The sequence below is a fragment of the Pseudomonas oplopanacis genome, from assembly GCF_057128725.1.
In genome coordinates this window covers 476,070-494,685 of record NZ_JBSKHV010000003.1, presented here as the reverse complement: position 1 = coordinate 494,685, position 18,616 = coordinate 476,070, and the positions used below count along the sequence as shown (strand labels likewise).

Sequence of the window (18,616 nt, the reverse complement as noted above, 5' to 3'; positions counted from 1 at the left end):
TGATTAAAAATCAAACCCCTCGACGACTAAAAGGCCAATGACATTGCATCACTGGCCCGAGAAACTTACTGAATGGCGCTCTTGCGCCGTTGAAACCTTTTACTCAGCACCGCCTTATAATGTTGACCAAGATACTCTTCCAGCTCATCCTTGACTGCCGCATAACGAAGTGGATTAAAAGTAATGTAAGAACTGCCGCGAAAAATATCGCGCCCCGATGTTTTCCAGTCGAAAAAAACAAGCCCGGTTTCCTGTTGACCACCGACGCTATCAATCGATGACATCGAAGTCAGAATAATACCGTTTGCCAACTGATCGCAGGGCATTACCGCCAACCTGACGCCTTTGTCTTTAGTGACTTCACGATTAAACAAATTGATTGCTTCAGGTTCTTTCTTCAACGCAACCAACGTCGAGTCGACTATCGCACTGAGCGCCGCAGCACCAGGAATCGCTGCCTTCGCTGCATCGACGCCAGCCTTGATGATATCGGTGACAATGTTATCCATCGTCAGTTGACGAGCGCTCTTCTGATAGGCGGTGTACCCCGCGTCCGCGACAAAACACCCCACGTCATCCATACACTGAAGAAAAGCGAGATACCAGGCTCGCGGGTTATTGCCTGGAACTTCGAAACTGGCCTCCAGTTTTGCAAACTTGATCAGGTTTTCGATAATGGCCATGTTTTCCAGAGAAATATTGGCGCCATAGCCCACGAGTGTATCGGCCAACACCACTGCATCCAGTTCTTTGGTCGGGCTGGAAGGGGCTGTTACCGCAAATCTCTTCACCCGTGAAACAGCAACCGGCATGGATGACCGCTTACTGATACGCGCTTTTACCAAAGCAATGCTTTCATCAATACTCAACACACTTTCCATCTTATCCATATTCAACACTTCCTTGTTTAATCAACTGCCCAATGCGGGCACAGACCGAATCTAACGCACCCTTCCCCAGCCAACAAACCGCAATTGAATTCCACATATGTATCAGAAACAAATACAAGCAAACTCATCATTAGCACTTTGCCTGACGAACTGTAATCTGCGCGAACACCGCAATATTCGCGGCACACGCGCTACATAACAAAGGAACTAGCCATGAGTATTGAAACAACTGCCGGAGTGGTAACAAGCCATAACCTTATCTCGTGCATTGACGAACTGTCTTTGCAAGATTTCGATGATTTGACCGATTGCACGCAACTCGCAACCCGGTCGGCCGACCTCGGTCATAATCGCTTCGCCAATTCACAACTCTGGCTGGATGAATACGTTCGCACATTGATATTTTTTGGCTGGTCGCTCCATGAAGGCGCCATCACAACACGCACACGCACTACGGTTTCGGGGAGCATTGCCGATGTTCTGGTGCAGAGCGCACACACCATGAATCCCAGGCAAGGCAAGGCCATGATTGACACCCTGGATGCGTTGAAGCCCGATAAACCCGCCCTGCTTTCACTGGATGAAGAAAGCCTTAAAGGCCATCGTTTTCAGGTAGCCCCATCCCGTTACGACTCAAAGGGGAACCTTCACATGGCCATCTTTAATCTTGAGTTGGTCGCAGATACCAAAAGAAGCAGCTTTTTGTTTTGGCCCTGGGAAAAACAAACAGCAACACTTGTTCAGCAACGTGCCTTTCTTAAATTGAACAGAGACGAACTCGACACGAAGAGGGCGCTTATGGCGGTCACGCTGCGTGGTCAGGTGATGAAACGATTTGCCTTGAGAAAGCGCCAGACATAAAAAAGATCAAATAAAAACGCCCCCGAAGGGGCGTCATGACTCAACTGGCGGGCTTGTCGCCGTACCAGCGCGGCGTATACACCCACTCACCACCCTCGGCACGCGGGAACACACAGGTTGTAGAAGAGCCGATCAGCACCATGGTGCGCATGTCCACCTGATCCGGGGTCAACTGCCCCAGCGTGGTGACACGCAAGGTCTGGCCCGGGCGACCAATGTCCCGCCCCAACACCACGGGCGTTTCTGCCGTGCGGTGTTGCGCGACAATCTCCAGTGCCCGCCCCAACTGCCACGGACGCGAACGCGAGATCGGGTTGTAGAACGCCAGCGCCAGGTCAGCCTGAGACGCCAGGTCCAGGCGCTTCTCGATGATTGCCCAAGGCTTGAGGTTGTCCGACAGGGACATCACGCAGAAGTCGTGGCCCAACGGCGCACCGGCCTGAGCCGCGGTGGCAAGCGAAGCTGAAACGCCTGGCAGAATCTCCAGATCAACGTTGTGCCAGCTCGGCTCAGTCGATTCGTGCAACGCTTCGAGCACCGCGGCTGCCATGGCGAACACGCCGGGATCGCCGGAAGACACGACCACCACCGAGCGCCCTTGGGCTGCCAGTTCGAACGCATGGCGAGCGCGCTGCATTTCCTCACGGTTATCGGTGCAGTGCAGCACCTGATCGTCGCGAAACGGCCCGGCCATGCGCACGTAGGTCTCGTAACCGAGCACATCATTGGCGCGCGCCAGCTCAGCCTTGACGGCCGGCACCATCAGTTCGGCAGCACCCGGGCCCAGGCCGATCACCGCCAGGCGACCACGCGCACGACCGATCCGGGCAAGGTCCAACGGCTGACTGGCCACGGCAATGGCAATACCTGCGTCCGCCGAAACGACGGTAGCGTCCGGCACGCTGCGGCGGGCCAGTTCGCTGACGTCGCCGCAATCCCCTGCAAACCGCAGCGGCACGCCCAGCTCAAGCGCCGCTTCGCGCAAGGCCGGGTTCGCCATGTGCAGATCGCTAGCCAACAGGCACGCCAGCGATTGCACGGCGATGTTGGCCTGATGCAACGCCGCGCGAATCGCCTTCGGCAGGTCCGCCACATCGGCGCTCACCGCCACCAGCACGCTGCGCGGGTAGATCAGCAACTCGTTGGCCGCTGGCATGCGTTCAGCACTGCCGACGTGAATCGACAACTGCGCCTGGGGATCTTCCGGCAACTGTGCTTGCGCCAGCCACGGTGCAGCCCCTTCGATGCGCACGCTCTGGCCGGCGAGCAAATCCGAGACAAAGCGTTTACCCAGTTCCAGATTACCGAGCGCGTAACCATTCGGCGGATTGAGCAGGCAAGTGCCAAAGCGCAATTCACCGCTGGTGGTAATCGCCGCTGAGATCTCAAGACCGGCGGCAATCTCCCGCGCCATGACGTTCACACCACCCAGCCCGCCGAGCAGCGGCACCACGGCGCTGCCGTCTTCGGCCACGGCCAGCACCGGCGGCTCGGCGCCTTTTTCCAGCAACAACGGCGCCAGCGTGCGAATGACGATGCCGGCCGCACACAGCGCGATGATCGGCGTGTCCTGTTGATAAAACTCACGCATGGTTGCGCCGAACTCGTGATACACACGGTCCGCGCCTTCTACCCGTTCAGCCAGGCCATGGATCAATGCGCCGGGGTAAACCTGCTGAATTTTGCGCGCCGTCGCGAGGCTGCCGTTACCGAGGATGACAATTGCCGGAACTGGACGGGCCATCAGCCTTGCCACCTTTCGCCGGGAACGATGATCAGCGAGAAGTATGGCGAGGACATCGGCTCGACCTGATCCAGCGGGACGATTTTCTGATTGGCCATGGTCGCGCGCTCAACGTACAGCGCGCGCTCCGCCAGGCCGAGTTCTTCGAGCACCTGACGCACTTTGGGGAAGTTACGCCCCAGCTTCATGATCACCGCCGCATCGGCATCGGCCAGCCGACGCTTAAGCTCGTCGTGAGGCAGCACGCCGGACAGCACCGACAGACTCTGATTGCGGTACACCAGCGGCGCGCCCAGCACCGAAGCGCCGCCGAGCATCGAGCACACGCCCGGCACGACTTCGGCTTCATAGCGTTCCGCCAGCCGATCATGCAGGTACATGTAAGAGCCGTAGAAGAACGGATCACCCTCGCAGATCACCGCCACGTCACGGCCCGCGTCCAGATGCGCCGCGAGTTCTTCGCCGGCTGCATCGTAGAAATCGCTGATCACTTGCTCGTACGACAGCGGGGCCGGCAGCGCTTCGGTCGTCACCGGGTACACCAGCGGCAGCAGCGTTTGCGCGTCCTGCAAATGCGCCTCGATGATGCCGAAGGCGTTGCCCTTTTTACCCTTGGCGACGAAGTACGCCACCACTGGCGATTCGCGCAACAGGCGCAGGGCTTTGACGGTAATCAGTTCCGGATCACCGGGGCCGACGCCCAGGCCGATCAAGCGTCCAGGTTGCTGCATCATTCGATCTCCGTGGCGAGGGCGTTGACGGCGGCGGCGGCCATGGCGCTACCGCCCAGCCGGCCTTGCATGATCACAAACGGCACACCGCGACTGTCGGCGGCGAGTGCGGCCTTGGATTCGGCGGCACCGACGAAGCCCACCGGGAAGCCGAGGATCAGGGCAGGTTTCGGCGCACCGGCATCGAGCATTTCCAGCAGGTAAAACAGTGCGGTCGGCGCGTTGCCGATCACCACCACGCTGCCTTCCAGGTGCGGGCGCCACAGCTCCAGAGCCGCGGCGGAGCGGGTGTTGCCCAACTCTCGGGCCAGGTCCGGAACGCTGTCGTCGCGCAGGGTGCAAATCACCTGATTGTTCGCTGGCAGTCGCGCGCGGGTCACGCCTTCGCTGACCATCCGCGCGTCGCACAGAATCGGCGCACCGGCCGCCAGCGCATCGCGCCCGGCCTTGCCCGCGCCTTCGGAAAACTGCAAGCCGTCGATGGCATCGACCATGCCGCAGGCGTGAATCACGCGCACCGCGAGTTTCTCCAGATCGGCGGGGATTCGTGCCAGGTTGGCCTCGGCGCGAATGATCGCGAAGGAGTTGCGATAGATCTCCTGACCGTCGCGTATGTAATCAAGCATCCAGGGGGCTCCGTGAGCGGTCGTCGAGCAAGGCTGCGACCGCTTCAATAGTAAGATTGCGTGCGTGCAGCGCGCCGAAACCGGGCTGTGCTGCATCGCGAAAATAGAGGTCGTAATGACCGGCAGAAACTGCCAGCAAGGTAATCGGCGCGATGTGCGCAGCGGCGCAGGAACGCGAGCAACCCGACAGGTGAACGTTCAGCGCCTGCCCTTGGCGTTGCAGCAGCGCGGCCAGTTGCCGGGCATCGCCCTTGGTGTCGGCCAGGCCTTTGCCGCAACCGGTCGATCCGGTGCAGGCGATCAGCTGGGCCAAGGCGTCGTCGGCCGAGCAGCGCAGGCCGAGTTGTTCGAGGCTGTGGATAACTTGAGCTGCATATTCGGTATGAACACCGGGCAGCAACAGGCTTTGCCACGGTGTGAAACGCAGGCTGGCGTTGCCGTGTTCCCGAGCCAGTTGTGCAACACCGCGCAGCATCGCGGGATCGAGACGCCCCAGCGGCGGCACTGCGCCGATGTACACGCGCTCGGCGTCACGCTGCGGATGCGCGCCGATGTGCAAGAAGTCAGGTCCTGCGATGCGTTGCCAACCCTCGGCGGCTTTCAGCGACACTCGCTCGGCCAGCCGAGCAAGAAACGCGTCGAGTGAACATTCAGCGAGCAGATGGCGCATGCGTGTCTGCTCGGGACGTGCCCCTTCAAGAAACAATTCCAGCACCGCAACGACCAGCGCATGCCCCTGATCCTGCGCCACCGAACCGGCGGGAAAGTCTGTCGGGCACCCGGCCAGACCGAAGGCCCACCGTTGTTCGCCATCACGCTCAACCGCTGAAAGCCACAAGTCATGGGGATGTTCGAGCATCGCCAAGGCTTCGCCGCCATCCAGTTGCACGGCAAATTTGGCGCTGAGGTCGTGCATGCGGGCATCGTTTTGCAGCGTGGCGAGTATCTGCCCGGCCAACGGGCGCGTGTCGATCAACAGGTGCTGGTCGATCCCGGCGCTCGGGCTGAGCATCAGGTTGCGCACATCATCGCCAGCGGCGCTGCTCGGGCCGAGCCCGGCCGCCATCAGGCTGTCGATCAAGGCGGCGTGTTCACCGCCGATCCCGCGAATTTGCAGGTTGGCGCGGTTGGTCGCCTCGATCACGCCCCCGGCATAGCGTTCGGCAGCCTGCGCCACCGCGTCGGCCTGATCGGCGCTGATCGAACCGCCATTCAACTTGATCCGGCAGATGCCGCCATCCAGTGCCTGAACAATACGCAGCAACCCCGGGCAAGCCGAGGGGCGTAAGGCAGTGGACATCGGACGTTCGTTCAAGGGGGCGACCGGCTGTGTGGGAAAGGCGCTTCGCGGGCGAAGGCGCGGTATTATGCCTGCTTTGTCAGGCGGCATGAAAAGCCTGCCCGTCGGAACCGTCCGATTGAGGACTATTTTTAAGGACTGCAGATGTCACCCTGGCTGACAGTAGTGGGAATCGGTGAAGACGGCTTCAAGGGCCTGGGCAGAAACGCCCGGCATGCCCTGCTGCGCGCTTCGCGGATTATGGGCGGTCAGCGGCAACTGGATTTGCTGCCGGTGTGCATCCGTGGCGAACGGCAGTTGTGGCCGAGTCCATTTTCCCTTGAGCCGCTGTTGGCCCGTCGCGGTGAACCGGTGTGCGTGCTGGCCAGCGGCGATCCGATGTTCTTCGGCGTCGGCGCCAGCCTTGCACGCCAGGTATCCGCCGAAGAAATGCAGATCCTGCCGGCGCCCTCCTCCTGTTCGCTGGCCGCCGCACGAATGGGCTGGCCGTTGCAGGAGGTGGTGACGCTGTCCGTGGTTGCCCGGCCGCTCGCCGCCCTCAATGCGCAGTTGTTCAGTGGCGTGCGTTTGCTGGTGCTGAGCAACGACGGTCAAAGCCCGGCGGCGATTGCCGCACTGCTGCGCGAGCGCGGTTTCGGGCCGAGCCGGCTCACCGTGCTGGAACATCTGGGCGGTGCAGCCGAACGGCGTATCGATGGCGTTGCCAACGACTGGCATGATCCGCAGATCGCCGACCTGAACCTGATCGCCATCGAGTGCCTCGTCGAGCCGAACACGCCACGCCTTTCGCGACTGGCCGGGCTGCCGGACTCGGCCTTCAAGCACGACGGCCAACTGACCAAACGCGACGTGCGCGCCATCACCCTCGCGCGCCTCGCGCCGGTGCCGGGTGAACTGCTGTGGGACGTCGGCGCCGGCAGTGGCTCGATTGGCATCGAATGGATGCGCGCGCACCCGACGTGCCGCGCGCTGGCCATCGAAGCCGATGAAGGTCGGCAGCTGCTGATCGAACACAACCGCGACGCTCTCGGCGTTCCCGGCCTGCAACTGATTCGCGGCAACGCACCACAGGCCCTGGCCGGGCTCGAACGCCCGGATGCGATTTTCATCGGCGGCGGTGTCACCCGCGAAGGCGTGCTCGACACTTGTTGGGCGCAGCTCAAACCCGGCGGCCGATTGATTGCCAACGCCGTCACCCTGCAAAGTGAAATGACCCTGATGGCCTGGCGCGAACGACATGGCGGCGAGCTGACCCGCATCCACATTGCCCAGGCGCAGCCGTTGGGCGAATTCGACACCTGGCGCCAAGCGCTGCCGATTACCTTGCTGGACGTGACGAAGCCCTGCGATGCGTGACGAAACCGCCGAACAACCCGCCCCGCTGCGCAGCGGCCTGACCACCGGCAGCTGCGCCACCGCGACCAGTCTGGCCGCAGCGCGGCTGTTGTTGGGCGGCCTGGGTGCTGACGCGGTCGAGATCGTGTTGCCCAAGGGCAAGCACGTGCAGATGCGCCTTGAATTTTGTCGCCTGACTGACGACGGCGCCGAAGCCGGAACCATCAAAGATGCGGGCGACGACCCCGACGTGACCCACGGCGCCCTGCTGTACACGCACGTGCGCCTGAGCACCGAGCCGGGCATTCATTTCAAGGCGGGGCGCGGTGTCGGCACGGTGACGCGCCCCGGATTGGTACTGGCCGTCGGCGAACCGGCGATCAACCCGGTGCCGCGCAAAATGATCACCGACCACCTGACCTTGCTGGCCAAAGAACTTGGCTACCGCGGCGGCTTCGAGGTCACCGTCAACGTCGAGGACGGCGAAGCCCTGGCGCTGAAAACCATGAACCCGCGCCTGGGGATTCTCGGTGGACTGTCGATCCTCGGCACCAGCGGAATCGTCCGGCCGTTCTCCTGTGCGGCGTATATCGCCTCGATCCACCAAGGCATCGATGTCGCCAAAACCAACGGCTACCTGCACATCGCCGCGTGCACCGGCAACGCCAGTGAAGACACCATGCGCCGGGTCTACGACTTGCCGGAAATCGCCCTGATCGAAATGGGCGACTTCGTCGGGGCCGTGCTCAAACACCTGCGCAAAGTGCCTGTGGATAAACTCAGCCTGTGCGGCGGCTTCGGCAAGATCAGCAAATTGGCGGCCGGGCACATGGACTTGCACAGCCGACACTCCAGTATCGACCTGCCGCAACTGGCGGAATGGGCCGCGGCGGTCGGCGCTGATGAAGCGCTGCAACAGGCCATTCGCGAAGCCAATACCAGCCAGCAAGCCTTGGCGATGGCGGCCGCTGCGGGCATCGCCCTCGGTGACGCGGTGTGCCAACACGCGCTGGATTTCGCTCGCAGCGTGGTGCCGGCGCAGGTTCAGGTTGAAGTGTTTGCGATTGATCGTCAGGGCGGGATTGTCGGCCATGCGGGAGCTTTTCAATGAAGCGCATTTTGCTGCTCGGCGGCGTGACGGAAGCGCTGGCCATCGCTCGCACCCTTGGCCCTGAACACATTTACAGCCTGGCCGGGGTGGGTCGGGTGCCGACGGACCTGACCTGTCAGGTGCGCGTCGGCGGCTATGGCGGCGCGGAAGGTCTGGCGCAATTCATTCGCGACGAAGGCATCGACCTGCTGCTGGACGCGACCCATCCCTACGCCGCACAAATCAGCCAGAACGCCGCCACTGCCGCGCAGTTGACCGGCATTGCCTGCTGGGCGCTGCGCCGTCCGGCGTGGCAACCTCAGGCGGGAGATGACTGGCGCGAAGTCGCCGACTGGGCCGAACTGATCGAAGCCCTGAAACCCTTCCACCGCCCCTTGTTCACCCTCGGCCGCGAACCCTTGCAGCACCTGCACGAAATCCCGCCGGAGCAATTCTGGACCCTGCGCGCGCTGGACGTTTACCCCGACAACGACCGCTGCGAAGTTATCGGCGCACGCGGACCGTTTGTGATCAAGGATGAACGCGAGCTGTTTGAGCGTCGGCAGATTGATGTGCTGATCAGCAAGAACAGCGGCAGCACCGCGACCGAGCCGAAGCTGGAAGTGGCGCGGGAGCGTGGGGTGCCGGTGATTGTGTTGAAGCGGCCGGTGTTGCCGGGGGTTGATCGGGAATTTGGGATGGTGGGTGAAGTACTGGCTACTCTTTCGATGTCGGACCATTCCTGATAACTGCTTAACATCGCGATTTTGCCGGCAACACTCTCGGACGGAGCCGGCTATTCACTCTATGGCTTCATCCCTATAGTCCGGGTCCTCAGATCTTAACAAGCACACTAACCCTGCATCTCGAGGGCCGGCTGAACTCGGCCCGAGGAAAGTGTATCTTGCCAACTTGTATCCCAAGGAATACGATCGATCATGATCGACTTCGAACGATCCCGTACTTTTGCCGATTGGCTCGACTCACTGAGAGACATCATTGGCAAAGCTCGCATCATTGCCAGGCTCCGGGCTGCCGAGCATGGAAATTTTGGAGATTGCGAATCCGTAGGCGGAGCTGTTTATGAAATGCGTGTTCATTACGGTCCCGGCTACAGGATGTACTTCACCCGTCGAGGTGAAGTGGTTTATTTGCTGTTGATGGGTGGAGATAAGTCCACTCAAAAACGAGACATCAAACGCGCCCTTCAAATGGCGCAAAACATCGGTAATGAGGAGTAAGTCATGGCCGAGCAATTCACCCGCTTCGATGCCGCCGAGTTTCTCAAGACACCGGAAGAAATGGCTGCCTACCTGGATGCATGCTTTGAAGAGGATGCTGGAGACGGATTACTGATACGTGCCGCCCTCAATGACATAGCCCGAGCAAAGGGCATGACACAAATTGCCCGGGATGCAGGCCTGGGTCGTGAAAGTTTATACAAAGCGCTCGGTAGCACTGGCAATCCGGAATTCGTGACTATCATGAAGGTTATGAAAGCTTTGGGCCTGCGCTTGCATGCCAGTGCACTCTGAGTGCACTGCGACACCAAACCGCACGCCGCTTTTTTACTTATCGGCCCTGATCAGGCTAAATAGCCGCGCTTGATCGCCCACCCAAACGGATTTCCTCATGTCCCGACATCGGCTTGCAATTGCCTGGATCGCCTGCTTCGCAGTGCTGTTCAACATGCTCGCCATGCCGATGAGCAATGCGATGGCGCAGTCGGCGAAATCGCCTGCCGAGCAATTGTTGTGGGGCAGTTTCTGCACGTCCAGCGGCACCAAGATGGTGGCGATTTCCCTGGGCGATCTTGGGCAGAAAGCACCGCAAGGCGACGAACATTCCAACATGCAGCATTGCTGGTGTTGCTCGGGCGCAGCGCCTGTCGTGGCGCTGCCAGGGCATGAGCCGCAGCTGTACTTCGCGCAGTTCGAGGCCAATCGAAGCCTGCCCGCCGTCACACTCGATATCCCCACACCGCGCCAGCAATGGCCCAGTCTCAATCCCCGCGCTTCCCCTCTGGTGTGATTCCTTCTCGCAATTGACCTGCGTTTTGAATCGCTCTGGAGAACTGCCATGTTGAACAAACTTATCGTTCTGGCCGCGCTGCTGCTGCCTGCCTGCTTTGCCAATGCTCACGAATACAAAGTCGGCGAGCTGGAGATCGCTCACCCGTGGTCGCAGGAGTTGCCGCCCAACGCGCCAACCGTTGCTGCCTATTTCGTGATTCAAAACAGCGGAAAAACCGCTGATCGCCTGGTCAGTGTCGATTCGCCGATTGCAGGCGAGGCGCAGTTGCACGAACACGTGATGCAAGGCGATCTGATGAAGATGCAACAGGTGCCTAGCGTCGATGTTCCGGCGGGCGGCAACGTCACGTTTGCGCCGATGGCCTATCACGTGATGCTGGTCAACCTGAAAGACCGCAGCCTGTTGAGCGACGGCAAACGCTTTCCGCTGACGATGCATTTCGAGAAGGCCGGTGACGTCACGGTCGAAGTTTCGGTGCAGAAGAAGCCGCCTGAAGACATGCAGATGCACGCTCACGCCCAGTAACCGGCAGAGCAGAATCCGCCATGCGCCCGCTTAGCGCCAGGTCATCCGCACACCGTCGTCAGTCATTGAGCCTGACGCGCGGCAGCTGGATCAGCCTGTTCGCCATGCTGATGATCTTTATCGGTCCGCTGATTTCTCAGTCGATGCCGATGGATCAGCGCGCCTCTGCAATGACCATGAACATGTCGATGGACATGAGCATGGATATGTCGGCAATGGAGCACGCCGACCACGGCGCGCAACCCGCTGCCGAGCACTGCCCGCCCACCCCGTCGCACCACGCGATCTGGGAAAAATGCGGCTATTGCAGCCTGCTGTTCAACTGCCCGGCGCTGACCGGCGGAGTTTCATTCACCGCCTTCAATACCCCGCCCGCCAACACCTTCACTACCCCGTCCCCCCGCCTGGGCCACGCCCGGCAAACCGTCTTCCCCGGCGCCCGAACCCGCGCCCCGCCCATCGTCGCGTAAACACCCACCTCTGATCTCACACGGTTTAGAAGCCAGCCAGGCAAACCTGTGGGAGCGAGGTTTTGTGGCAAGGGAGCTCGCTCGCCACAAAAACTCGCTCTGACAAGGAAATTGCCTTGGCTGTCGGCCGTGTCGTTTATGCCGTTCGATGGAAATTGTCATGTCCAGGTTTTCTGCTGACTCACGCTTGAGCACTGCCCAAGCTTCTTTTGCCCTGAACGACGCCAGTGTTCGTTTCAGGCACGCCACCGCATTCCTTTGTGGCGCTCTACTTACACCCATGGCGCTGGCCGATGAACACGCTGGCCACAACGAAGAACTGAGCCCGACGGTGATCACCGCGATTGCCCCCAGCTCGCCGCTGACCATTGTCACCAACCCCAAGGACCCGCGCCAACCCGTGCCGGCCAGCGACGGTGCCGACTACCTGAAAACCATCCCCGGCTTCGCCCTCGTGCGCAACGGCGGCACCAATGGCGACCCGGTGCTGCGCGGCATGTTCGGTTCGCGGATGAACATCCTCACCAACGGCGGCCAGTTGTTGGGCGCCTGCCCCGGCCGGATGGACGCGCCCACCTCGTACCTCTCGCCGGAAACCTACGACAAACTCACCGTAATCAAAGGTCCGCAAACCGTCCTCTGGGGACCGGGAGCTTCCGCCGGGACCATCCTGTTCGACCGTGAACCGGAAAGCTTCGGCGAACTCGGCACGCGGGTGAACGCCAGCGTACTGGGCGGCTCCAACGGCCGTTTCGACAAAGTGCTGGACGCCGCTGCCGGCGGGCCACTGGGCTACGTGCGAGTGATCGGCAACACCGCCCACGCCGACGATTATCGCGATGGCAACAACGACACCGTGCCCTCGCGCTACGACAAGTGGAACGGCGATGTCATGCTCGGTTGGACCCCGGACGCCGACACCCTGCTGGAATTGACCGCCGGCAAGGGCGATGGTGAAGCGCGTTATGCCGGGCGCGGCATGGACGGTTCGCAATTCAAGCGCGAGAGCCTGGGCCTGCGTTTCGAGAAGTCGAACATTGGCGACGTGCTGGACAAGGTCGAAGCGCAGATCTACTACAACTACGCCGACCACGTGATGGACAACTACACCCTGCGCACGCCTTCCGGCACCGGAATGATGTCCGGCCCGATGGCCTCCAACGTCGACCGCCGCACCGTCGGCGCGCGGATCAAGGGCACCTGGCGCTGGGCCGATGTGCAGTTGATCAGCGGCATCGACGCGCAGACCAGCGAACACCGTCAACGCGGCAGTATGGGCATCGACACTTACAAAAACCTGCCTTATACCGAAGACGCTGACTTCCACAACTACGGCGCGTTCGGCGAACTGACCTGGTACGCCGCCGACCGCGACCGGCTGATTACCGGCGCGCGGCTGGACCGCGCCTCGGCCAAGGATTACCGGCAAACCACCGGTTCGGGGATGATGACCCGCCCCAACCCGACCGCCGACGACACCCGCGCCGACACCCTGCCAAGCGGCTTCGTCCGTTATGAGCATGACTTGGCTGACAGCCCGACCACCCTCTACGCCGGCATCGGTCACACCGAGCGTTTCCCGGATTACTGGGAGCTGTTTTCACCCAAGCTCGGCCCCGCCGGCTCGGTGAATGCCTTCGACTCGATCAAGCCCGAAAAAACCACCCAGCTCGACTTCGGCCTGCAATACAAAACCGAAGACCTCGACGCCTGGGCCTCGGGTTACGTCGGCAAAGTCCACGACTACATCCTGTTCAACTACCTCCCGACCCCGATGGGCACCACCTCCCAGGCGCAGAACATCGACGCGCGAATCATGGGCGGCGAACTCGGTGCGGCCTACAAACTGACCTCCAACTGGAAGGCCAACGCCACCCTGGCCTACGCCTGGGGCAAGAACAGCAGCGATGGCAACGCACTGCCGCAAATGCCGCCACTGGATGCGCGTTTCGGCCTGACCTACAGCGAAGACAACTGGAGCGCCGGCGCCTTGTGGCGAGTGGTCGCGGCGCAAAACCGCATTGATCAGAACAAGGGCAACGTCGTCGGCAAAGACTTCGACAAGACCCCGGGCTTCGGCGTGTTCTCGCTCAACGGTGCCTACCGGATCGACAAACACTGGAGGGTCAGCACCGGCGTCGACAACCTGTTCGGCAAGGCCTACGCCGAGCATTTGAACCTGGCCGGCAACGCCGGTTTTGGCTACCCGGCCAATGACCCGCAGGCCATTAAAGAACCGGGGCGAACGCTCTGGACCAAGGTGGACATGAGCTTCTAAAAGCATCGCGAGCAGGTTCACCCATGTGGGAGCGAGCCTGCTCGCGAATGACTGCGCAGCAGTCACCAGACAACAACAAAAGACCCAAGCCAAAGCGGAGCACACGTGATGAAACAGCCCAAAGTGAATTTCTACAACCTGGCCTGGCGCTGGCATTTCTATGCCGGTCTGTTCGTGGCCCCCTTCATGGTGATGCTGGCCCTGACCGGCACCCTTTACCTGTTCAAACCGCAACTCGACCCGTTGATGTACGGCAGCCTGATGAACGTCCCGGCCGGCCACCACACCGTGTCCGCCGATGACCTGCTCAAGCGGGTGAAAGAGGCTTATCCACAAGCAACCATCAAACAGTACCTGCCGCCGGTCAACGCCGAACGCAGTGCGCAATTCGTCGTGATCAACGGCGACACCGAACTCAACGTGTTCATTGATCCGTACCACGGTGACATCCTCGGCGAGCAAGATGCCAAGAAAAACCTGCAAGCCATTGCGCGGGCGATTCACGGCGAGCTGATGATCGGCACCGTCGGTGATCGACTGATCGAAATGGCCGCTGGTTGGGGCATCGTGCTGGTGGTGTCCGGGGTATTCCTGTGGTGGCCGCGTGGTCAGGCCGCAGGCATTTTGTGGCCACGCCTGAGCAGTCGTGGTCGCGTTCTGTGGCGTGACCTGCACGCGGTCACCGGGTTCTGGGGCGCGTCGTTGCTGCTGGTGATGCTGCTCAGCGGCATGACCTGGACCGGGTTCTGGGGCCAACAATACGCAGGCGTCTGGAATGTGTTCCCGGCCGCGATGTGGGACAACGTACCCAAATCCGATGAACAGGCCCGCAGCCTCAACACCGCCACGCAACAGACCGTACCGTGGGCGATGGAAAACACGCCGATGCCGATGTCCGGTGGCGACCACGCCGAACACATGGCTCACGGTGGCGCACAGGCCAGCCCCGCCGCCCCGACCATCAGCCTGCAAGACGTGCAGAACATCGCCGTGCAACGCAAGGTCGAGCCGGGTTACAGCATCACCTTCCCGAAAACCGCCACCGGTGTGTTCACCATCGCCGTGTTCGCCGACGACCCGCGCAACGACGCCACGCTGCATGTCGATCAATACACCGGCGATGTCCTTGCCGATGTGCGCTTCGAACAGTACGGCACCGTCGCCCGCGCTACGGAAATCGGCGTGATGCTGCATGAAGGCAAGATGTTCGGCGTGGTCAACCAGATCATCGTCCTGCTGATTTGCCTGATGATTCTGCTCAGCGCCGTCAGTGGTGTGGTGATCTGGTGGAAGCGTCGGCCACAGGGCAAATTCGGTGTGCCGCCACTGCGTCACGACCTGCCGAAATGGAAAACCGCGACGGTCATCATGCTCGCCCTGGGCGTGATGTTCCCGCTGGTGGGAGCTTCCATGGTGGTGGTCTGGGTGCTGGACCGCGTGCTGTTGTCGCGTTTTAGCCGACAAACTGAATCGGCCTCATCTTCAACATGAAACAGGCGAGATGCGCGGGTTAGAGAGGCCTGTAGACTTCCCGCGCTTATCTCGCGCTCATTTTTAGTGTTACTGTGTAACGCAAATGCCGTTCTGATCCAAAGGCCCTTTCGCGAGCAGGCTCGCTCCCACAGTGGTTCTGTTGCGTACAGACCAAATGTGGGAGCGAGCCTGCTCGCGAAGGGGCCATCAGCAACACCCCAAAATCTCCGAGTAATTGCATGACCTCGCTGAACCTCAAACACCTCGCCTGGACACCCTTGGGCCACGGCCATTGCCACCACCAGTTCCAACTGCGTGATGCCTCGCTGCACGTGGCCGCCGGCGAGTTCGTCGGGTTGATCGGCCCCAATGGCAGCGGCAAGACCAGCCTGCTGCGTTGTGCCTGGCGCTTCAGCAAACCCGAGAGCGGCGAGGTCCAACTCGATCACCACAACGTCTGGAAGCAATCCTCCCGTTGGTGCGCGCAACGCATTGCCGTGGTCTTGCAAGAGTTCCCCGACGCCTTCGGCCTGACCGTAGAAGAAGTGGTCGCCATGGGCCGCACGCCGCACAAAGGCCTGTTCGATGGCGACACCCTCGAAGACCGATACCTCGCGACCCAAGCGCTGGAATCCGTCGGTCTCAACGGCTTTGAAGACCACGCCTTCGCCACCCTCTCGGGCGGTGAAAAACAGCGGGTGATCCTCGCCCGCGCCCTGGCGCAACAACCGCAATTGCTGATCCTCGACGAGCCGACCAATCACCTCGACCCGCGCTATCAGCTGGAACTGCTGCAACTGGTCAAACGCCTGCAGATCGGCACCCTCGCCAGCATCCACGACCTCAACCTGGCCGCCGCTTTCTGCGATCGGTTGTACGTGATCAACCACGGCCGCATCGTCGCCAGCGGCACCCCCAACGAAGTCCTGACCGCCCCGCTGCTGCGCAACGTCTTCGGCGTCGACGCCTTGATCGACGAACACCCCCTGCACGGCTACCCACGAATCACCTGGATTACCCAACCATGACGTTGCGTTCCCTGCTGTGCGCCGCCCTTCTGCTGGGCAGTGCCCAGGCATTGGCCGAGGCCACTCACTACCCGCTGACGATTCAAAGCTGCAATCGCGAAGTCACCTTCAAGCAAGCACCGAAACACGCGGTCAGCCACGACATCAACATGACCCAGATGATGCTCGCCCTCGGCCTCAAGCCGAGCATGGCCGGTTACAGCGGCGTGAGCGGCTGGAAGTCGGTCACCCCTGAAATGCAGAGCATCCTCGACGGCTTGCCGGAGCTCGCCGCCAAGTACCCGTCGGTGGAAACCCTGCTCAACGCCAACGTCGATTTCTTCTTCGCTGGTTGGGATTACGGCATGCGCGTGGGCGGCGACCTGACGCCGCAAACCCTGCAACCGCTGGGCATCAATGTCTATGAGCTGACCGAGTCCTGCGCGTTCGTGATGAAACGCCCCGCCGCCAGCCTGGAAGACACCTACAACGACCTGCGCAACCTCGGCAAAATCTTCGACGTGCAAGACCCCGCCAACGCTTTGATCGCGCAGATGCAGGCGCAAGTCGACGAGGTCCGCCAGGACCTGCCGGCGGACAAGCCGCGTGTGTTCCTTTACGACAGCGGCGAAGACCGCGCCATGACCTCCGGCCGCCTCGGCATGCCGCAAGCGCTGATCGACGCCGCGGGCGGGCGCAACATTCTCGATGACGTCGATGCGAGCTGGACGCGGGTCAACTGGGAGAACGTGGTCGAGCGCAATCCGCAGGTGATCGTGATCGTCGACTACGGCGAAGTCACTGCCGAACAGAAAGAACAATTCCTGCTCACCAACAAGGCGCTGCAATCGGTGGACGCGATCAAGAACCAGCGCTTTATCGTCATTCCTTACGTGCAGGCCACACCGGGCATCGACAACGTGCTGGCGGTTGAAACCCTGGCCAAAGGTTTCCACGGCGAATGATCAACCGTCGTTACGCCTTGTTGCTGCTGACCCTCGGCGCGTTGTTGCTGGTGTCGTGCGTGGTGTCGCTGGGCTTCGGCCCGGCGCGGGTGCCGGTGGACGTGGTGTGGCGGATTTTGCTGCACAAGGTGTTTGGGCTTGGTGACATGAACTGGAGCGCCGGGCAGGAACACATCGTGTGGTTGATCCGCGTGCCGCGCATGTTGCTCGGCGCGTTGGTCGGCGCCGGGCTGGCGTTGATCGGTGCGGTGCTGCAAGCGGTGACGCGCAATCCGTTGGCTGATCCGCACCTGCTTGGTGTGACCTCCGGCGCCACCCTTGGCGCGGTGATTGTGGTGCTGCATGTCGGTGAGTTTGTCGGGCTGCTGACCTTGCCGATTGCTGCGTTTATCGGCGCGTTGGTCAGCATGTTGCTGGTGCTGATGATCGCCAATCGCAACGGGCGGCTGGACAGTGATCGACTGCTGCTGTGCGGTGTGGCGGTGTCTTTCGTGATGATGGCGATGGCCAATTTGCTGCTGTTTCTGGGCGATCACCGCGCCAGTTCCGCAGTAATGTTCTGGATGCTCGGCGGGCTTGGGTTGGCGCGTTGGGAATTGCTCACGGTACCGGCGGTTAGCGTGTTGCTGGGGTTGGTGTTGCTGCTGGGCATGGCCCGCCCGTTGAACGCGTTGATGGCGGGTGAGCAGACCGCAGTGACCCTCGGGCTCAATGCACGCACCGTGCGCTTGCGGGTGTTTTTGATTGCATCGCTGATGACCGGGGTGCTGGTGTCGATCAGCGGGTCCATCGGCTTTGTCGGGCTGATGGTGCCGCATATTGCGCGGCGTCTGGTCGGGGCGGAGCATCGGCGATTGCTGCCGGCGTGCGTGTTGCTGGGCAGCGTGTTCCTGGTCTGGGTCGACGTCGCCGCCCGCACCCTGATCGCGCCGGAAGACCTGCCCATTGGCGTCGCCACCGCAGCCATCGGCGGGCTGTTCTTCATCGGCCTCATGCGCCGTCGCTGAAGCTCACAAGAACACCACTGAACCCTGTGGGAGCGAGCCTGCTCGCGAAGACGACGGCACAGCCAACATCTATGTGACAGACACACCGCTTTCGCGAGCAGGCTCGCTCCCACAGGGGATGGTGATTCTGGGGTTGTTTAGATGTGTTTATACGGACGCAAAAATACCGGACGTTTCCCACGACTTTTTCAGGTTGTTCGTCGGACGTGGGCTGTCTAGTCTGGGGGCTGTCACTGCACATCAGTGATCGGGCGTGAGAACCCGGGAAATATAGCCACGC

Annotated in this window: 19 protein-coding genes; 14 read left to right on the top strand and 5 right to left on the bottom strand. The window is 61.3% G+C overall.

The features are described 5' to 3' along the window. Positions 1-65: 65 nt before the first annotated feature. Positions 66-890, bottom strand: a complete 825-nt coding sequence (locus ACWKV5_RS10150) for a hypothetical protein (RefSeq protein ID WP_483841159.1) — start codon at positions 888-890, stop codon at positions 66-68. 213 nt (positions 891-1,103) lie between these two features. Between ACWKV5_RS10150 and ACWKV5_RS10145 the strand changes: the two genes are divergently transcribed. Beyond that, a complete protein-coding gene (locus ACWKV5_RS10145) occupies positions 1,104-1,751 on the top strand; it encodes a hypothetical protein (RefSeq protein WP_483841158.1) in 648 nt (215 codons plus the stop codon). Between the two features lie 40 nt (positions 1,752-1,791). Here the strand turns inward: ACWKV5_RS10145 and cobJ are convergent, their stop codons facing one another. Genes cobJ through cobG form a run of 4 tightly spaced genes read right to left on the bottom strand, consistent with a single transcriptional unit; the run spans position 1,792 to position 6,152 of the window. Beyond that, positions 1,792-3,495, bottom strand: coding sequence for a precorrin-3B C(17)-methyltransferase (gene cobJ / locus ACWKV5_RS10140; RefSeq protein ID WP_483841157.1), 1,704 nt, complete (start codon positions 3,493-3,495; stop codon positions 1,792-1,794). Beyond that, positions 3,495-4,226: a precorrin-2 C(20)-methyltransferase gene (locus ACWKV5_RS10135; RefSeq protein ID WP_262172661.1), complete on the bottom strand. Its 732-nt coding sequence runs from the start codon at positions 4,224-4,226 to the stop codon at positions 3,495-3,497. The genes cobJ and ACWKV5_RS10135 overlap by 1 nt, the downstream gene beginning before the upstream one ends. Then, positions 4,226-4,852 carry a precorrin-8X methylmutase gene (locus tag ACWKV5_RS10130; protein WP_483841156.1) on the bottom strand — a complete coding sequence of 209 codons (627 nt, stop codon included), beginning with the start codon at positions 4,850-4,852 and terminating at the stop codon, positions 4,226-4,228. Before ACWKV5_RS10130 ends, ACWKV5_RS10135 begins: the two co-directional genes overlap by 1 nt. After that, positions 4,845-6,152 carry a precorrin-3B synthase gene (cobG, locus tag ACWKV5_RS10125; RefSeq protein ID WP_483841155.1) on the bottom strand — a complete coding sequence of 436 codons (1,308 nt, stop codon included), beginning with the start codon at positions 6,150-6,152 and terminating at the stop codon, positions 4,845-4,847. Before cobG ends, ACWKV5_RS10130 begins: the two co-directional genes overlap by 8 nt. Before the next feature lie 144 nt (positions 6,153-6,296). On the opposite strand from cobG, the gene cbiE reads away from it, so the two are divergent. From cbiE to ACWKV5_RS10060, 13 genes are all read left to right on the top strand, one after another. Further along, on the top strand, positions 6,297-7,508 hold the full coding sequence (gene cbiE / locus ACWKV5_RS10120) for a precorrin-6y C5,15-methyltransferase (decarboxylating) subunit CbiE (protein ID WP_483841154.1): 1,212 nt from the start codon (positions 6,297-6,299) through the stop codon (positions 7,506-7,508). After that, the gene (locus ACWKV5_RS10115) at positions 7,501-8,598 is read left to right on the top strand and encodes a cobalt-precorrin-5B (C(1))-methyltransferase (RefSeq protein ID WP_483841153.1); all 1,098 of its coding nucleotides are present in this window, start codon (positions 7,501-7,503) and stop codon (positions 8,596-8,598) included. The genes cbiE and ACWKV5_RS10115 overlap by 8 nt, the downstream gene beginning before the upstream one ends. After that, a complete protein-coding gene (locus tag ACWKV5_RS10110) occupies positions 8,595-9,323 on the top strand; it encodes a cobalt-precorrin-6A reductase (protein WP_483841152.1) in 729 nt (242 codons plus the stop codon). The genes ACWKV5_RS10115 and ACWKV5_RS10110 overlap by 4 nt, the downstream gene beginning before the upstream one ends. A gap of 192 nt (positions 9,324-9,515) precedes the next feature. Beyond that, a complete protein-coding gene (locus ACWKV5_RS10105) occupies positions 9,516-9,818 on the top strand; it encodes a type II toxin-antitoxin system RelE/ParE family toxin (RefSeq protein WP_483841151.1) in 303 nt (100 codons plus the stop codon). Between the two features lie 3 nt (positions 9,819-9,821). Next, the gene (locus ACWKV5_RS10100) at positions 9,822-10,112 is read left to right on the top strand and encodes an addiction module antidote protein (RefSeq protein WP_483841150.1); all 291 of its coding nucleotides are present in this window, start codon (positions 9,822-9,824) and stop codon (positions 10,110-10,112) included. Between the two features lie 97 nt (positions 10,113-10,209). Next, positions 10,210-10,608, top strand: coding sequence for a DUF2946 domain-containing protein (locus ACWKV5_RS10095; RefSeq protein WP_140669647.1), 399 nt, complete (start codon positions 10,210-10,212; stop codon positions 10,606-10,608). A 48-nt stretch (positions 10,609-10,656) separates the two neighbouring features. Beyond that, positions 10,657-11,136 carry a copper chaperone PCu(A)C gene (locus ACWKV5_RS10090; RefSeq protein ID WP_483841149.1) on the top strand — a complete coding sequence of 160 codons (480 nt, stop codon included), beginning with the start codon at positions 10,657-10,659 and terminating at the stop codon, positions 11,134-11,136. A 20-nt stretch (positions 11,137-11,156) separates the two neighbouring features. After that, positions 11,157-11,606 (top strand): DUF2946 domain-containing protein, encoded by a 450-nt coding sequence (locus ACWKV5_RS10085; RefSeq protein WP_483841148.1) that lies wholly within the window; start codon positions 11,157-11,159, stop codon positions 11,604-11,606. Positions 11,607-11,766: 160 nt separating this feature from the next. Beyond that, on the top strand, positions 11,767-13,884 hold the full coding sequence (locus tag ACWKV5_RS10080) for a TonB-dependent copper receptor (protein ID WP_483841147.1): 2,118 nt from the start codon (positions 11,767-11,769) through the stop codon (positions 13,882-13,884). Between the two features lie 108 nt (positions 13,885-13,992). After that, a complete protein-coding gene (locus ACWKV5_RS10075) occupies positions 13,993-15,375 on the top strand; it encodes a PepSY-associated TM helix domain-containing protein (RefSeq protein WP_483841146.1) in 1,383 nt (460 codons plus the stop codon). A gap of 221 nt (positions 15,376-15,596) precedes the next feature. Then, a complete protein-coding gene (locus tag ACWKV5_RS10070; RefSeq protein ID WP_483841145.1) occupies positions 15,597-16,385 on the top strand; it encodes an ABC transporter ATP-binding protein in 789 nt (262 codons plus the stop codon). Then, positions 16,382-17,329, top strand: coding sequence for an ABC transporter substrate-binding protein (locus tag ACWKV5_RS10065; RefSeq protein WP_483841144.1), 948 nt, complete (start codon positions 16,382-16,384; stop codon positions 17,327-17,329). Before ACWKV5_RS10070 ends, ACWKV5_RS10065 begins: the two co-directional genes overlap by 4 nt. Then, on the top strand, positions 17,326-18,336 hold the full coding sequence (locus ACWKV5_RS10060) for a FecCD family ABC transporter permease (RefSeq protein WP_483841143.1): 1,011 nt from the start codon (positions 17,326-17,328) through the stop codon (positions 18,334-18,336). Before ACWKV5_RS10065 ends, ACWKV5_RS10060 begins: the two co-directional genes overlap by 4 nt. Positions 18,337-18,616: the final 280 nt, after the last annotated feature.

Bases quoted from the DNA above. Each gene is read 5' to 3' on its own strand.
- ACWKV5_RS10115 (WP_483841153.1), top strand. From the start codon at position 7,501: ATGCGTGACGAAACCGCCGAACAACCCGCCCCGCTGCGCAGCGGCCTG.
- ACWKV5_RS10085 (WP_483841148.1), top strand. From the start codon at position 11,157: ATGCGCCCGCTTAGCGCCAGGTCATCCGCACACCGTCGTCAGTCATTG.
- cbiE (WP_483841154.1), top strand. From the start codon at position 6,297: ATGTCACCCTGGCTGACAGTAGTGGGAATCGGTGAAGACGGCTTCAAG.
- ACWKV5_RS10105 (WP_483841151.1), top strand. From the start codon at position 9,516: ATGATCGACTTCGAACGATCCCGTACTTTTGCCGATTGGCTCGACTCA.
- ACWKV5_RS10095 (WP_140669647.1), top strand. From the start codon at position 10,210: ATGTCCCGACATCGGCTTGCAATTGCCTGGATCGCCTGCTTCGCAGTG.
- ACWKV5_RS10060 (WP_483841143.1), top strand. From the start codon at position 17,326: ATGATCAACCGTCGTTACGCCTTGTTGCTGCTGACCCTCGGCGCGTTG.
- ACWKV5_RS10090 (WP_483841149.1), top strand. From the start codon at position 10,657: ATGTTGAACAAACTTATCGTTCTGGCCGCGCTGCTGCTGCCTGCCTGC.
- cobG (WP_483841155.1), bottom strand. From the start codon at position 6,152: ATGTCCACTGCCTTACGCCCCTCGGCTTGCCCGGGGTTGCTGCGTATT.
- ACWKV5_RS10080 (WP_483841147.1), top strand. From the start codon at position 11,767: ATGTCCAGGTTTTCTGCTGACTCACGCTTGAGCACTGCCCAAGCTTCT.
- ACWKV5_RS10130 (WP_483841156.1), bottom strand. From the start codon at position 4,852: ATGCTTGATTACATACGCGACGGTCAGGAGATCTATCGCAACTCCTTC.
- ACWKV5_RS10075 (WP_483841146.1), top strand. From the start codon at position 13,993: ATGAAACAGCCCAAAGTGAATTTCTACAACCTGGCCTGGCGCTGGCAT.
- ACWKV5_RS10135 (WP_262172661.1), bottom strand. From the start codon at position 4,226: ATGCAGCAACCTGGACGCTTGATCGGCCTGGGCGTCGGCCCCGGTGAT.
- ACWKV5_RS10110 (WP_483841152.1), top strand. From the start codon at position 8,595: ATGAAGCGCATTTTGCTGCTCGGCGGCGTGACGGAAGCGCTGGCCATC.
- ACWKV5_RS10065 (WP_483841144.1), top strand. From the start codon at position 16,382: ATGACGTTGCGTTCCCTGCTGTGCGCCGCCCTTCTGCTGGGCAGTGCC.
- ACWKV5_RS10150 (WP_483841159.1), bottom strand. From the start codon at position 890: ATGGATAAGATGGAAAGTGTGTTGAGTATTGATGAAAGCATTGCTTTG.
- ACWKV5_RS10145 (WP_483841158.1), top strand. From the start codon at position 1,104: ATGAGTATTGAAACAACTGCCGGAGTGGTAACAAGCCATAACCTTATC.
- ACWKV5_RS10100 (WP_483841150.1), top strand. From the start codon at position 9,822: ATGGCCGAGCAATTCACCCGCTTCGATGCCGCCGAGTTTCTCAAGACA.
- ACWKV5_RS10070 (WP_483841145.1), top strand. From the start codon at position 15,597: ATGACCTCGCTGAACCTCAAACACCTCGCCTGGACACCCTTGGGCCAC.
- cobJ (WP_483841157.1), bottom strand. From the start codon at position 3,495: ATGGCCCGTCCAGTTCCGGCAATTGTCATCCTCGGTAACGGCAGCCTC.